Source organism: Clostridium sp. LBM24168 (assembly GCF_052953915.1).
This window is the reverse complement of record NZ_CP196861.1, coordinates 1,193,173-1,208,361: the sequence shown is the minus strand read 5'-3', so window position 1 is coordinate 1,208,361 and position 15,189 is coordinate 1,193,173. Positions and strand designations below refer to the sequence as shown.

The following is a 15,189-nucleotide window of genomic DNA, read 5'->3' as shown; positions in this document are numbered from 1 at the left end:
ATATTTCCTCCAATCATTGAAATATATATACTTAACCTTATAAAGTATAACATAAACTTAACAATATTGAAATATAAACTTAACATATAAAGGCACGTAAAAAAGCTGCTACAAAGCGAAATTTGCAGCAGTTCCTTATTAAATATAATTCTCTAAATTAACTTTTTGAGTATATTAGGATAGTTTGTTATGATACCATCTATATTTAAATCTATAAGCTTTCTGATATCATTTTCTCTGTTTACTGTATAAGCATTTATCAGTATACCATATGCTTTGATATCACGAACTATTTTTGTATTCATAACAAGTGAAAAAAGTGGATGAAGTGCATCTGCACCCATTTTCTTTGCATATATCTCCGGTTTATAGATTGGAGAACCATATAACAATCCTGTTTTTATACTGTTATCATACTCCTTTACTTTTTGCATTGAATTATGATTGAAAGAAGATAATATCACATTTTTTTCTAATCCATACTCATATACCTTATCTATTGTATTTCTCTCTAAATTGTCATAATGGAAGACATCATTTTTAAGTTCCAGATTTAAAAGTAAATTCTTATCCCTCATATAGTCTAATACTTCATCTAAATTTGGAATCTTTTCTCCATTTCCTGCATTAAGTTTTCTTATATGCTTATAAGTATGATCCTTTATGAATCCAGTCCCATCAGTAGTTCTGTCTACAGTTTCATCATGACATATAACTATGACACCATCCTTAGTTACATGAAGATCTGTTTCTATACCATCCGCACCAGCTTCTATAGCCTTTCTAAAAGCCAGCATAGTGTTTTCAGGATATATTCCGCTGTATCCTCTGTGTGCAATATTCAAAGCTCTAGTCATACATAATATCTCCTTATTACTTTTTATTATTTTGATTATATTTCTTAATAGCTAAATTTATACTATCCGCTAAATTAAAAAAGATTACCTGAAAATATTTTGAAATTATCTTCAGGTAATCTTCCAAAATTAAAGATATGGAATTAAGCTTCATTCATTTAAATCTTTTAACTCTCCTGTCACCAGATATATGGCTCCTTCACATATATTAGTTACCCTATCAGCTATTCTTTCTAAATATTTACATACAAATAAAAATTGAGTCATCTGATTTATCTTACTATTGTCATCAGCCATAATTTGCAGCATTTCTAAAAACGTGTTTTTAAAAATACCGTCTATTTCATCATCCATTTCACACGCTTTATAAACAGCCTGCACATCTCTTTTTACATAAGCGTCCAGAGCTACTTTTATCATCTCATTTACCATTTCAGACATTTTAGGTATGGCCACCAATTCCTTTTCATACTTTTCATCTTTCAACCTTATAGTAACTTTAGCTATATCCACCGCATGATCTGCCATTCTTTCAAGATCCGCTATAAGTTTAGTAGTAGTAAATATTGTTCTTAAATCTATAGCAAGTGGCTGTTCTTTCGCAGTCAATTTTATACATTTGTCCTCTATTTCTTTTTGAAGATTATCAACCAGATCATCATTTTTTATAGTTTGTCTGGCCAAATTTTCATCATGATTAACTAGAGATTTTATACACTGATGAATCTGTTTTTCAACTATACTTCCCATTCTTAATACATCATTATGCATTTCATCTAATGCATAATCAAACCCAATCCTTGTCATAATCATCACCTTCCTCTTATATTTCTATAATTATAGCTACAGTTAGTGCAATGTTCAATTTTAAATTTAAGCCAGTATTACCCAAATCTTCCAGTTATATAATCCTCTGTTCTCTTATCCTTAGGTTTATAAAATATATCTTCCGTTTTTCCATCTTCAACTATTTCACCATTCAAGAAAAAAGCAGTATAATCTGATATTCTACCTGCCTGCTGCATATTATGAGTTACGATTATTACGGTATACTTCTTTTTAAGCACATCCATAAGCTCTTCTATCTTCAAGGTTGATATAGGATCCAAAGCTGAAGTTGGTTCGTCCATTAATAATACCTCCGGTTCCACAGCTAAAGTCCTAGCTATACAAATCCTCTGCTGCTGTCCTCCAGATAATCCAAGAGCATTTCTATCTAATCTATCTTTGACTTCATCCCATATGGCAGAACCTTTTAAACTGTTCTCGACAATCTCATCCAAAGTATTTCTGTTTTTTATCCCATGTATCCTAGGTCCATAGGCAACATTGTCATATATGGACATCGGGAAAGGATTAGGACTTTGAAAAACCATTCCCACTCTTTTTCTGAGTTCTATTATATCATAATTTTCATATATATCCTTTCCGTCAAACAGAACTTTTCCCTCTATCTTTACTGAACTTATAAGATCATTCATTCTATTAATTGTCCTTAAAAAAGTAGATTTTCCACATCCTGAAGGTCCTATCAATGCTGTAACTGAATTTTTTTCTACATCAAGATTTACCTTTTTAAGGGCCTGAACACTTCCATAATATAAATCCAAATCCCTAGTCTGTACTATATACATCAGTTTCCTCCTTCTTATCTTTTACCTGTATAGGATTCATATATCTTTCTGCCAAGTATTCTAGCAATAATATTAAATAATAGTACCATAACCACCAATACGGCAGATGCTTTGTTTGCAATTTGTGCTGCATCAGGTACCATACCTTCCGAATTAAGCTTCCATATATAAACTGCCAGTGTCTCTGCTGGTCTGAACAAACTGAAAGACGAGGCACTATTTGACAAACTTATGGTTGAAAAATTCAGTTTAGGTGCGCTCATACCTGCCGTATAGAGAAGTGCTGCAGCTTCTCCAAATATTCTACCTGCCGCAAGTATTACACCTGTTAAAATTTCCGGTATTGCCGATGGCAGAACTATCTTCCATATAGTCTGCCATCTTGTAGCACCAAGTCCAAGACTTGCTTCCTTTACAGGCTTTGAAGCTTCCCTTATAGCATTTTCACTAATACGGGTAAGAGATGGAAGATTAAGTACAGATATAGCCAATGCACCTGACAAAAGTGTAAATCCCCAATTTGTCATACCTACAAATATCAGCAAACCAAACAATCCAACTACTATGGAAGGAAGTGATGCCATAGTTTCTATACACAATCTTATTATATTCAGTAAAATCCCTTCTTTTGCATATTCAGCCAGGTATATTCCGGCTCCTAATCCAAAAGGTATACTTATTATAAGCGCCACAATCAACATATAAAAAGAATTAAAAAACTGAGGTCCTATTCCACCTCCAGCTTCACCAAACTTGGCATTTCCAAACAAAAAAGATGGGCTATAGAACCCCTTTCCCTTAAATAGTATATATGCTATTAAAGCCACTAAAAGTATTATAACAAATCCAGATAATCCATATAAAATTCCAGTCCAAATTTTATCTTTAACTCTAGCATCCACTATTTAACCTCACTCCTCTTTCCAATTATCCTTATTATAATAATAAATATAAATGATATTATAAGCAACAATAGAGCTAAGGACCATAATGCATCGTTCCAGGCAGTACCCGATACCGTATTTCCCATGTCCATAGTCAATATACTTGTAAGTGTAGACGTTGGACCTAAAAGATGATTCGGGAACTTTATTGAATTACCAATTACCATCTGTACTGCAAGTGCCTCTCCAACAGCTCTTGCAAGCCCCAATACTATTCCAGTAAGTATACCATTTTTTGCAGAAGGCAGTATAACCTTGGATATAGTTTGCCACCTTGTAGCTCCAAGTCCGTAAGAACCTTCCAGATAACTTCTTGGTACAACTTTAACTGCATCCGCAGATATGCTTGCAATAGTTGGAAGTATCATTATACTCAACACCAATATGCCAGCCAGTAAGCTGAATCCTATTCCTCCAAAATTCCACTTTAAAAATGGAATGAGTACACTGAAACCTATCCATCCATATACAACAGAAGGTATTCCTACAAATAATTCTAGTGCTGGTTGAAGTACTTTGGAACCAAATTTAGGAGATATGTAATGCATAAACACAGCAAGTGCAACTCCTACCGGTGCACTTATTAAAACTGCCCCAAGTGAGACAAATGTGGATCCTGCAATAAATATCAGTGCTCCAAGTTTGGGAGTATCACTATCAGGATTCCATCGGGAGGTAAATAGAAATTTGCTTAATGAGTATTCACCTTTAGTAAATGTATTCAATCCCTTTGATGTTATAAATACTATAATGGTAAGTGTAAGAATTATTATTGCTATTCCACAAAATATTGAAAATCCTCTTCCTATGTATTCATTCTTTAAACTTTTCCATAAAGACTTATTATTCATTTTATCAACCTCAAAATCAGACTTCACTAATAATTTGATAGACCGGGCACGCAATAGAGCCCGGCCACCTAAAGTGTAAGATATTTTATTGTGCTTTTATATCGCTCATTGGAATGTATCCAAGTTTAGTTATTGTCTCCTTGTTTGCATCATCCAGCACATAATCTATAAATGCCTTTGTAAGATCTTTAGCTTCCCCTTTAGTATACATATGTTCATAAGACCAGAAAGGATATTTTCCACCTTCTATATTCTCGTTAGTAGCTTCAACACCTTCTATTTTTAATGCTTTAACATTTTCCTTAACAGCATCAGTCAAATAGGACAGTGCAAGATAACTTATTGCTCCTTTAGTAGTCTTTATTGCATTTTCTACATTTCCATTTGAATCCTGTGTTGTACCAAGACCTTCTTTTTCATCTTTTCCACCCATTACAGTATCCTTGAATGTAGCTCTAGTACCTGATGATTTAGTTCTATTGATAACATTTATAGGTAAATTATCTCCACCTACCTGTTTCCAGTTAGTTATCTCTCCTGTAAATATTTTTTGGATTTGATCTTTTGTAAGGCTATCAACTTTAACCCCTGAATTAGTTACTACTGCAAATCCTATTGCGCATACTTTATGATCTACTAATTGTTTTGCATCATCTGGTGATAACTTGGATTCTGCTGTAACATCAGAATTTCCTATATTAGCAGTTCCATCTAGTGCAAGCTTTAATCCTGTACCGCTTCCACCACCTTGTACATTAATAGTAGCATCTGGATTCTTTTCTGAAAAAGTTTTTCCAAGCTGCTCTGCAAGTGGTTGAAGTGCTGTAGATCCTGCCAAAGTTATTGAACCTGATACCTTTTTTTCCGATGCCGAATTATCCTTAGTTGAATTATCTCCACTTCCAGTGGATCCACATCCGGCAAAGACTCCAACAGTCATTGCGACTGTCATTGCTGCAATAAGAGCTCTCAAGCTTCTTTTTTTCATAATTAGTGTAGACCTCCTCAAATTTGCTATATTTTACATAAATTCATTCTACATGACTATATTATTCCACGAAAGTTAAGACCTTATTACTCAAATGTTAAATAAAATTAACAAAACCTCCACAATTAAATTAGGATATACTTTTTATTGGAATCGTTACTATAAACTTACTTCCTTTTCCAAGTTCACTTTCAACTTTTATGCTTCCACTAAAGCCTATAACAATATGTTTCACTATAGCAAGGCCCAAACCTGTTCCACCCTGACTTCTTGATCTAGCTTTATCTACCCTGTAGAACCTCTCAAACAATCTTCCCTGATGCTCCTTTGATATACCTACACCATTATCTTCAACCCATATTACACAATTATTATCTTTAAATTGTGCGACTATTTTTACTTCCCCTCCTTGGTCAGAATATTTTATTGCATTATCCACAAGATTTATCATCATCTGCTTGAATTTATCTTCATCGCCATAGATATCGGGACCTCTTGATATGTACCTGACTATTTTTATATTTTTCTTTTTGGCTGCTTCCTCCACTAAATAACATACACTTTCTATAGACGAAGCTATATTAATCCTCTCCGTAACACCAATTTTACTATTTTCTATATGGGACAGCGTAAGAATATCATCTATAAGCCTTGTAAGCCTATCAGCCTCATTATTTATTATATCCAAAAATTTATTTCTATTTTCCACATCATCCGCATATCTTAGAGTTTCAGAAAAACCTTTTATAGAAGTAAGTGGTGTCTTCAATTCATGGGAAACATTTGCTACAAATTCTGACCTCATATTCTCAAGTCTTTTAACATCAGTTATATCCTGGACTACTGCCACCGTACCAATTTTATAGCCAGAATTATTTATTATGTCAGCGGTTTTTATTCTTAAGTTTCTTTCTTTAGGCCATATAATTTTTATTTCCTTATATTTTCCATCTTCATTTTTGAATACATTCTCAAGTTCAAAATCTCTTATACTATCCATTAAGTTTTTACCTATTATATCTTCTTCTATTCCAAAGATGCCTTTTGCATAAGGATTTATCATTATTATTTTATAATTTGTATCTATAGCTATAACTCCACTGTCCATACTTGTAAGTATAGCCTCCAGTTTATTGTTCTGGTCTATGGAATCATTCAATGTTGATTGAAGTTTTCCAGCCATATTATTAAAAGTATTTGCAAGTTCACCTATTTCATCTTTTCTATCTATTTTTACCCTTTTGTTCAAATTGCCGTCTGCCATACCTCTAGTTATCTCCTGAAGCTTTTTAATAGGCGCTAACATTGATTTTGATAATCGTGTTATAAAAATTGAAGACATAACTATAGACAGTATCATTATAAAAATATAATATTTATAATATCTTATTTCTACACCTTTTATTGTCTGCATTGTTATCGCACTTCTAACCACATTTCCATCTTTCATCATTGTAGCAAAATATAACGTTTTTTTATTTGTGGTATCACTCAGTCTAACATTATAGCCTGTTCCATACTTTCTAGCATCTTTTATTTCTTTCCTACCATTATGATTTCCAAGATTTTTTTCATATTCCTCAGAATCGCTTATTACATTTCCCTTATTATCTATATAAGTTCCCCTTAAAGTAGTATTTTTAAAATAGTCCTTAAAAATACTACTTTTATTTACGTAATTACTCTTTTCTAGTGCATTTATTACTACCTGATTGTTTATTTTAAGAGTCTGCTTCATATTCTGCATATATTCATAATTCTCGATTATCATAAATAGTGTAGTCATAATTATTAAACTTGGCATAAGTATGTAGAGCATTGATTGCATTAATTTTTTTTTCATTATATCACCATTATTCCCCTGGGTTAAATCTATATCCTATTCCACGAATAGTTTCAATAAACTTTGGTTTTTTGTCATCTTCTTCAATTTTTTGTCTTAAATGCCTTATATGTACATCAACTGTTCTAGTTTCTCCTATATATTCATAACCCCAAACCCTATCAAGAAGGCAATCTCTTGTAACAACCCTTCCCTTATTTTTTATAAGTATGTGGAGGAGTTCAAATTCCTTTAACGTAAGTTCAACCTTTTTATCAGATTTCAAAATTTCATGTTTGTCAAAATCTACTTTCAAGTCTCCAAATACATAATAACTATTATTATCATTAACATTCGTTCTCCTCAAAAGTGCCTTCACCCTTGCCACAAGCTCCCTTACAGAAAAAGGTTTCGTAATATAATCATCTGCACCAAGTTCTAATCCAAGAACCTTATCGAATTCCTCGCTCTTTGCAGTTATCATTATAATTGGAATCGATGATATCGAACTGTCTTTTCTTATCTCCTTGCATACATCATATCCATCCATCCCTGACAGCATGACATCAAGAAGTATTAATTCCGGCATTTCCCTGCGTATCTTTTTCAAGGCATCTATTCCATTAGTGGATATAATGGTTTTGTACCCATTCTTTTCAAGATTGAATTTAATTAACTCACATATATGTTCTTCATCGTCGACTATCAAAATTGTTTTTTCTGACATATTTACCTCCAAAATTTTATTAGAATCTATTTTATTGAAATTTATTTTAGATAGATAAACGAAAACATCCTTCCACAGTTTTTATCCTTTCTATAAGAATGCATATCATATTTCTTTTCACAACATGTACATATATCCACATATTTTATATTTTCTTTTCTAATTTTTTCACTTTCAAGCTGATAAAAAAGACATTTTTTCAAATCCAAATTTCTACCTTCAAATATATCTTTTCCCTTATAGAAATCGGATTTTTTAAATCTATCCATAAGCTCTTTTCCAATTTCATAGCAGCATACCTGTATATGCGGTCCTATACACACAAATATATTATTTTCCCTACTATTATATTCTGATTTTAACTTTTTAATAGCTTTTTTAAGTATAAGACTTAAAGTTCCTCTCCATCCACTATGTACAGCTGCAATTATAGAATTTTCCCTGTCATATAAAAGTATAGGAGCACAATCGGCATTGAATACACCCACAGCTGTATTAACTTTATTTGTAAACAATCCATCAGCACTTTCTAATTTTTCATCATAGTTAACTAATCTATCTCCATGAACTTGATTTAAATAACCTACATCATCTAGGCCAAACCAATTCTTTAAATTCTCAATATTTTTTATTCCATAGTCTTTTAGCTTATTAAAATCCAAATTATTTCTAGCCGTTGAAAATACTGCTACCGCACCATCTAAATCTATCTTTATAAATTTATATTCATCTTTCAAAATATATTCCATATATTTCCTCCAAATTGAACTTTATTATTGTTACTACTCAATATTTTAACATTGTTTATTTATGAATTACACTTTATGTCTATAATTTAAAATTTTTAACATAAACTTAACATAAATAGAAATAAAATTTTAGCTTTAAAAATAATAATAAAAAGAGATATTCTGGAATCTTATCCCAGAATATCTCTTTTTATTAAATACCGGTTATCTATTGAAGAAGCTGACTGACTACACTTTGTAGAATTGCTCCGTTTCCTCCAAGAATAGTTACCTGGTCAAAACTATTTAATTTTGATCTAATATAATTTTTTGTACTGTTAGAATTGTTTTTGCTAATCAATATGATTGGTGCCTTTTCCTTGCCAGCTGCTGAAGAACCACAAAGAGCATCTGCAAAATCACTCCCTGATGCAAAATAAACATCTGACAAATCATAACTATCATTAAATTTATTCAATACAGCAATGTTTGTAGCATATCTGTCTGCTCCTGATATTCTCTCAGCCTTCAAACTCTTGACTATACTATCGCTTACGACGCCATTTCCTCCAATTACATATGATTTACTGCCATTTTCCGTTATATACTGCAGCACATCATTTTCCAGATGGCTTCCATCTACCAGAAGTATTGGACTTCCCGATAGAGCCGCATAAGATGATATTGTCAATCCATCTGCAAAGCCTTTTCCTGAAGCTATGAATATCTGTGCAGGTTTTCCAATCTGTTTTGCAACTGCAAGTGAAGTGGCATATCTGTTTGCTCCAGATATTCTCTCTACACTTATTTTCATACTCTTTACAGCATTTGTCACTGAATTAGACACGACTCCGGTACCACCAATTATATAAACTTTTTTAACTTTCAGTCTCGAAAGTTCTGCCGATGTACTTTTATCCAGTGAGTTATTTGAAGTCAGCAGTATAGGTGCATTCAACTGCTTTGCAAATGGTGCTGCACTAAGTGCATCTGCAAAAGCCTTACCTGATACCAGTATTGCCGAATCTGCACTTGACCATTTGTTCTGTGATATTTTTGCCGAGGTTTCATATCTGTCTGATCCACCCAGTCTCACCTGCTTCAGGGAAGTCAATTCTTTATCCGATATTATATAATCACTATTATGTGTTACATCAAAACTTATATAATTATCAGAAGCAACTTTTAAATTGTTTGCTATATTGCTGAAAGTATCGTTGGATTCATTGTAATAATATACATTCATATTATTTTTGTCTTTATCTTCAAGCCAGCTATTGTCAAGTTTAATCTTAACTGTAGCTTTCCCAGGAAGTTCTCCATTATCTGCAAAAGATACTACAGTAACATCCGCATTATTTGTCTTCTGCTGAATTGCTTCCTTATTTGACGACTTGGAATCTTTAATTTTAGCTATATCAACTGTCATATCAACCGATTTAGTATCTGATATGTCATTTCCATTAAATGTCCATTCTATTCCATCTTCTGTGAACACCAATTTTTTGTCGGTCCCCTTCACTGCATCAAATACATCTTTCTCCACTTTTTTATTGTCATCTACCTTTATAGTTACAGTTGCATTATCACTTGATTTCTTTATTGCATTAACAACTGAATTTGTATTTGAGTTTGTTACATTAACTGATGAATTTGAACCACTACTTGAACTACCACCACCCGATGAAGTTTTCTTAGTTATAGTATAGGTGTCTATAGCTTCCATTGTATCAGTTCTATACGTTGTTATTGTAAAGTTGTTGCTGTCCACTTTTACATCAGAGAATGTTGGGACATGATCCTGCCATTTTACAGCTTCATAGTAATTGTTCTGATTTGGTTCCTGTATTTCATAGTACTTACTTCCACTTGCCGAATTTGCAGTTATATACAGAACCCCTTCCGGATTGGTAACCTTGCCGTCTTTTGCATCCTCAACATCAACTGCTTCCCCAGCCTTCATCTGGTATGTTCTCGTATAGCAGTGGTCATGTCCGTCCAGGACAACATCCACTCCAAGTTCCTCGAATACCTCAGGATGTGTAAGTCTTCTCTGCGCTATATCCTTGTCCGTCTCATGGTTTGCAGAACTGTAGATTGAATGGTGCATTGCCGCTATCTTCCATTTTATATTTGGATTCGCTGCTATCGCCTCTTTCATGAATGCCTTGTGATCCTCTGCATTAATGTCGTTGCTGTTCAGCATCATGAAAAGCGTATTCCCATATACATAGTAGTAGTCATTTCCTGTTGTTCCATTACTTTTATCTTCCTCGAATCCGTTGTTGGTGAATATACCATACTTGTCTGACATATTAGGAACATTGAAATTAGTTATGTGACCCGGTCCATATCCTTCGTGGTTACCCGGAATTGCTGCAAGAGGTATATTTTTTAGCTGTTCCGGTCTGAAGAACTGGTCGTATTCTCCTTCATTCTTGACTGCGCTGTTTTCATCCAGAGATTCCTTGCCGTTATTTACCTGATCTCCTATCGACATTATAAAATCCGTATCCTTGAATTTATCAAAAGCTTTATTCAGTGTATCAACCCATCCGTTTCCATCTTCAGTTATCTTGCCACTGGCACCGATCTGAGGATCTCCTGCAAATAGAAAATTGAATCCCTTCGATATATCCTGTGTTGTATAGTCATTAACCTGACTCCAGTTGGTTCCGTCTCCTACACGGTATACATATTTTGTAGACTGTTTGAGTCCTGTTACTGTTACTTTATTGGAAGTGTATCCTTCATTTCCTCCTGATTTCTGTCCCTTGAATGTATTTGCTTTGTCTTCAGGGAACTTGCCTTCAGTCATGTCGGAATTAAGTGCAATCTGTACCTGTGGATCTGCAGTACCCTTTGAATACCATGTAAAACTTATCTGTGATGGATCTGCTCCAGGTGCAAAGGTTATATCTTTAATACTTGGCTGAGTTCCTTCTTCTGCTGTTACTGTAACTGACTGACTCGTAGAAGTATCATCATTTTCAGCTGCTTTTGTCGATATCGGCATTCCCAGTCCTGAAAATACGACTAAAGAACATAGCATGAATAATGCTATTTTTGACGTTGCTTTTTTAAGATATTGCATCATGATGAACTTTCCTCCTAAAAATAATAGTTTTATTAACAGTTCATTAATATACACACTATTATATTAACAATTTTTATGTTTTTATCTGTTACACTCATGTAAAGTTTATGTAAAATAATGATAACATTTCATATTTAACCTAAATTTTACATATGTTTTATAATTACATTTCATTGAAATAATATAATGTTGAGTATGCATCAAAATTTAAATGATTTCTATATTAAATGGAGGAATAATTATGATTAAATTTTCAAAAACATTTCAAGTATTAATTTTTTCAGCATCTGTACTGTTATTCGGTATTTTTTTATACTATTTTAACATAAGCCATCCCGTAACATACAACAGACAAAATGGAAAGTCTTATATAAAATACGAAAAAGCTCAAGTTATATCCATAAAAAATAATTCCCTAAAACAATTTAACGAATCAAAAAACATATATTTTGGAACTCAGCAGCTTCAAATTAAAATTCTTTCAGGAGAACATAAGGGAGATGTGGAAAATGTAACAAATTATTTAAGCGATACTCACAACGTATACCTAAGACCTGGAATGAAAGCTATAGTAGAAATTTCCACGGCAAATTCCTCTTCACACGGTATAACAATATACAATTACTATAGAGCTCCCGTTCAATATGCTTTCATTTTTATTTTCTTTGCAGCACTCTGCATAATAGGTGGTAAAAAAGGCTTTAGATCTGTAATGGGACTTGTATTTACCCTGTCCTGTATTATATTTTTATTTGTTCCCATGTTATACAGAGGATATTCGCCAATTATGGCTTCAATTCTAATAATAATTATAACAAGCTGTATCACACTGTTTTTGTTAAATGGGTGGAGTGCAAAAACTTTATCTGCCATACTAGGTACCATATCCGGCGTTGTTATCGCAGGAATAATTGAACTTATTTTGGGCCGCTTAGCCCATCTAACGGGACTTAACTTTTCTGACGTAGAAAGTCTGAACATGATTTCAAATGTATCCGGTATGAAAGTACACGAATTGTTAACTGCAGGAATTTTAATAGCATCCCTGGGAGCTGTAATGGATCTAAGCATATCAATAGCATCATCCATACAGGAGATATATACATCCAATCCTACTATGAGTAAAAAAGAATTACTCAAATCTGGAATGAATGTTGGAAAAGATATGATGGGAACCATGGCAAATACATTGATTCTGGCTTTTGCAGGAGCATCACTTACCATGATTATAATAATTTATTCCTACAATGTGAGCTACAACCAGCTTATGAATATGGATATGGTAAATTTAGAAATAATTCAAGGATTAACTGGAAGCATGGCAATAATTTTCACAGTTCCCATTGTATCATTCATTTCATCAGAGATTATCACAAGATTTTCAAATAGAACCAACTAGTCCTGTACTTTAAATTGATCTACAATATCAATGAGTTTCTTTGCTTCATCAGCATTTTGGGCAGTTTTTACAGATATATCCGTATTTTTTTCTTCTATTGAATTCATACTACCGGATATATTTATTACTGCCTCTGTACATTTACCCACAGAATTTGTAATATCATCAATTATATTTGAAAACTCCTGCTGTGATAAATTTATATCGTCCGTAAGAACATAGAACTTTTTTATAACAGACTCAATCTTCATACCTTCATCCTGATATTCCTTGCTCATTTCAATTATTTTAACATAGTCATCCATTACATTTTCTTCTATAAGCTGCAGTATATTTTTTGAAGAATCTATAAGTTCCCCAACTGCCATCATTATATCCTTTATATTGATCTGTATATTATTTGCCATATTCGAAGATTGGTCTGCAAGCTTTTTAACTTCCCCAGCAACTACCATAAATCCTCTTCCAAACTCTCCGGCCCTGGCAGCTTCAATATGAGCATTTAAGGCAAGTATATTCGTCTTTTTTGATACCTTTCTGATTTCATTTAACATCTTGGATATATTATTCACAACCTTTATTGTTTCCAGTGAATTTTTAAGTTTTTTACTTGATTCTGTATAATAAATTTTCAAATTTTCTCTTGATTTTTCTATATTATCTCTTATATATACAGCTTTTTTATTCATTTCATCAGACAAATTCAATCCAGCACTGGCTTCGTCAACGGTTTTTTCTACCATTTGTTTAACCAGACATACCTTTTCACCCACATTTTCAATAGATACTAATGTTTCCTGCATATTTGTGGTTATTTCATCAGACATATTAGATACCGTTTCAATGTCAACCTGTGATTCCTGAAACATCTGATTTACATAGTTACTGGACTCTAATGCAGTGCAACTCCCTTTTTTAGCATGTCTTATCATGTTTCCTATATTTTCCAAAGCAGAATTCAGGTCATTTACAGTTTGTCCAAACTCATCTTTGCTCTTTATATCTATTTTATATTCCAAATTGAAATTGGATAATTCTTCGGCATATTTTCTTATTTTTACCAGAGGTTTTCTTATTTGTCTCGCTATAATGCTACCAATAAAAATTCCTATCAATATAAATATTATTGTAGCAGTTATCATCTTATATTTAAGTACATTTACAGAAATAAATACTTCTTCTTTAGCTATAGTAATTCCTAAATACCAGTTCATCTCCGGTATAGGTGAATAAGCCAGAAGCATATACTTTCCATTTTCTTTATAATACCCAGATCCACTTTTACCTTGTATCATCTTTTTTTCAAGATTTGATAGTTCTATAAGTGATTTATCTTTTTCTGCATTTTTTATAGTATTATCTTTATTTAAAACTAAAGTTAAATTCTTATGTATTACCTTATTTCCACTTTTATCAATTATAAAACAATATCCACTTGCACCAACCTTCATTCTTTGGACAAGTTTATTTAATTCTGCAGTGCTTATATTTGAAAATAGAACTCCTACAATTTTGTTATTATCATTTTTTATTGGAACTGCCACTGCTATTATTTGATCTCCATTAACATTAAAGTATGGTCCATCAATCTTAGGTTTCCCCTGTAGGGCCGTTTTTAGATAAGCCGACTCGTTGCTATTCAAATCTATATTTGTTTTCCCGCCGGTTTGCATATAGGCTAATCCATTTAAATCCATTACATTAAGACTTGAATAGTTTAATTCTTCAGCTCTTTTGGCTAAAACTGGAATTTGAATTTTAGGATCCATCGATCTTATTTCCGTTCTATTTGCTATTTCAATCATTGCTTTAACTTGCTGCTGTAACATTGAATCTATTAATTTAGATGACTCTCCAGCCTTGTCCTGAAGTGAAGATTTTATATTTTGTTCCATAGCTGTGTAAGAACTATGATAAGATATTAATCCAATAACTCCACAAATTGCTATTACCAATACTCCAATTTGGGCAATTATTTTTATTCCAACACTATTTAAAAATGATAAATCAATCAAATTGATTTTTTTCTTTTTGGCAGATATTTTTTCTTTTAATTTGTCAAATATTTTTTCTTTCATACCACTGAATATATGTACAAACTTAAAATTGAACATCTTTTTCATGTCAATTCCTCCAAATATC

12 protein-coding genes are annotated in these 15,189 nt (G+C 32.6%); 1 reads left to right on the top strand and 11 read right to left on the bottom strand.

Annotated elements, in window-relative coordinates:
* Positions 1–152: 152 nt before the first annotated feature.
* From ACSVC9_RS06030 to ACSVC9_RS05985, 10 genes are all read right to left on the bottom strand, one after another.
* Positions 153–857: a glycerophosphodiester phosphodiesterase gene (locus tag ACSVC9_RS06030; RefSeq protein WP_446899446.1), complete on the bottom strand. Its 705-nt coding sequence runs from the start codon at positions 855–857 to the stop codon at positions 153–155.
* A gap of 150 nt (positions 858–1,007) precedes the next feature.
* Entirely contained in the window at positions 1,008–1,664 is a 657-nt protein-coding gene (phoU, locus tag ACSVC9_RS06025) for a phosphate signaling complex protein PhoU (protein WP_446899445.1), read from the bottom strand.
* Positions 1,665–1,741: 77 nt separating this feature from the next.
* Positions 1,742–2,491: a phosphate ABC transporter ATP-binding protein PstB gene (gene pstB, locus ACSVC9_RS06020; RefSeq protein ID WP_446899444.1), complete on the bottom strand. Its 750-nt coding sequence runs from the start codon at positions 2,489–2,491 to the stop codon at positions 1,742–1,744.
* A 14-nt stretch (positions 2,492–2,505) separates the two neighbouring features.
* Positions 2,506–3,393: a phosphate ABC transporter permease PstA gene (pstA, locus tag ACSVC9_RS06015; RefSeq protein WP_446899443.1), complete on the bottom strand. Its 888-nt coding sequence runs from the start codon at positions 3,391–3,393 to the stop codon at positions 2,506–2,508.
* Complete coding sequence (gene pstC / locus ACSVC9_RS06010) at positions 3,393–4,286, bottom strand: phosphate ABC transporter permease subunit PstC (protein WP_446899442.1); 894 nt, start codon at positions 4,284–4,286, stop codon at positions 3,393–3,395. The genes pstA and pstC overlap by 1 nt, the downstream gene beginning before the upstream one ends.
* Before the next feature lie 85 nt (positions 4,287–4,371).
* Positions 4,372–5,274 carry a phosphate ABC transporter substrate-binding protein PstS family protein gene (locus ACSVC9_RS06005; protein ID WP_446899441.1) on the bottom strand — a complete coding sequence of 301 codons (903 nt, stop codon included), beginning with the start codon at positions 5,272–5,274 and terminating at the stop codon, positions 4,372–4,374.
* A gap of 130 nt (positions 5,275–5,404) precedes the next feature.
* On the bottom strand, positions 5,405–7,117 hold the full coding sequence (pnpS, locus tag ACSVC9_RS06000; protein ID WP_446899440.1) for a two-component system histidine kinase PnpS: 1,713 nt from the start codon (positions 7,115–7,117) through the stop codon (positions 5,405–5,407).
* 10 nt (positions 7,118–7,127) lie between these two features.
* Entirely contained in the window at positions 7,128–7,823 is a 696-nt protein-coding gene (locus tag ACSVC9_RS05995; protein ID WP_446899439.1) for a response regulator, read from the bottom strand.
* Between the two features lie 41 nt (positions 7,824–7,864).
* Positions 7,865–8,572: a peptidoglycan editing factor PgeF gene (gene pgeF, locus ACSVC9_RS05990; RefSeq protein WP_446899438.1), complete on the bottom strand. Its 708-nt coding sequence runs from the start codon at positions 8,570–8,572 to the stop codon at positions 7,865–7,867.
* Between the two features lie 208 nt (positions 8,573–8,780).
* Positions 8,781–11,648, bottom strand: a complete 2,868-nt coding sequence (locus ACSVC9_RS05985) for a cell wall-binding repeat-containing protein (RefSeq protein WP_446899437.1) — start codon at positions 11,646–11,648, stop codon at positions 8,781–8,783.
* A gap of 241 nt (positions 11,649–11,889) precedes the next feature.
* Here ACSVC9_RS05985 and ACSVC9_RS05980 point away from each other — a divergent pair, with 241 nt between their 5' ends.
* Entirely contained in the window at positions 11,890–13,047 is a 1,158-nt protein-coding gene (locus tag ACSVC9_RS05980) for a YibE/F family protein (protein WP_446899436.1), read from the top strand.
* On the opposite strand, the gene ACSVC9_RS05975 is transcribed toward ACSVC9_RS05980, so the two are convergent.
* Positions 13,044–15,170 carry a methyl-accepting chemotaxis protein gene (locus ACSVC9_RS05975; RefSeq protein WP_446899435.1) on the bottom strand — a complete coding sequence of 709 codons (2,127 nt, stop codon included), beginning with the start codon at positions 15,168–15,170 and terminating at the stop codon, positions 13,044–13,046. The genes ACSVC9_RS05980 and ACSVC9_RS05975 overlap by 4 nt on opposite strands.
* Between the last annotated feature and the right edge of the window lie 19 nt (positions 15,171–15,189).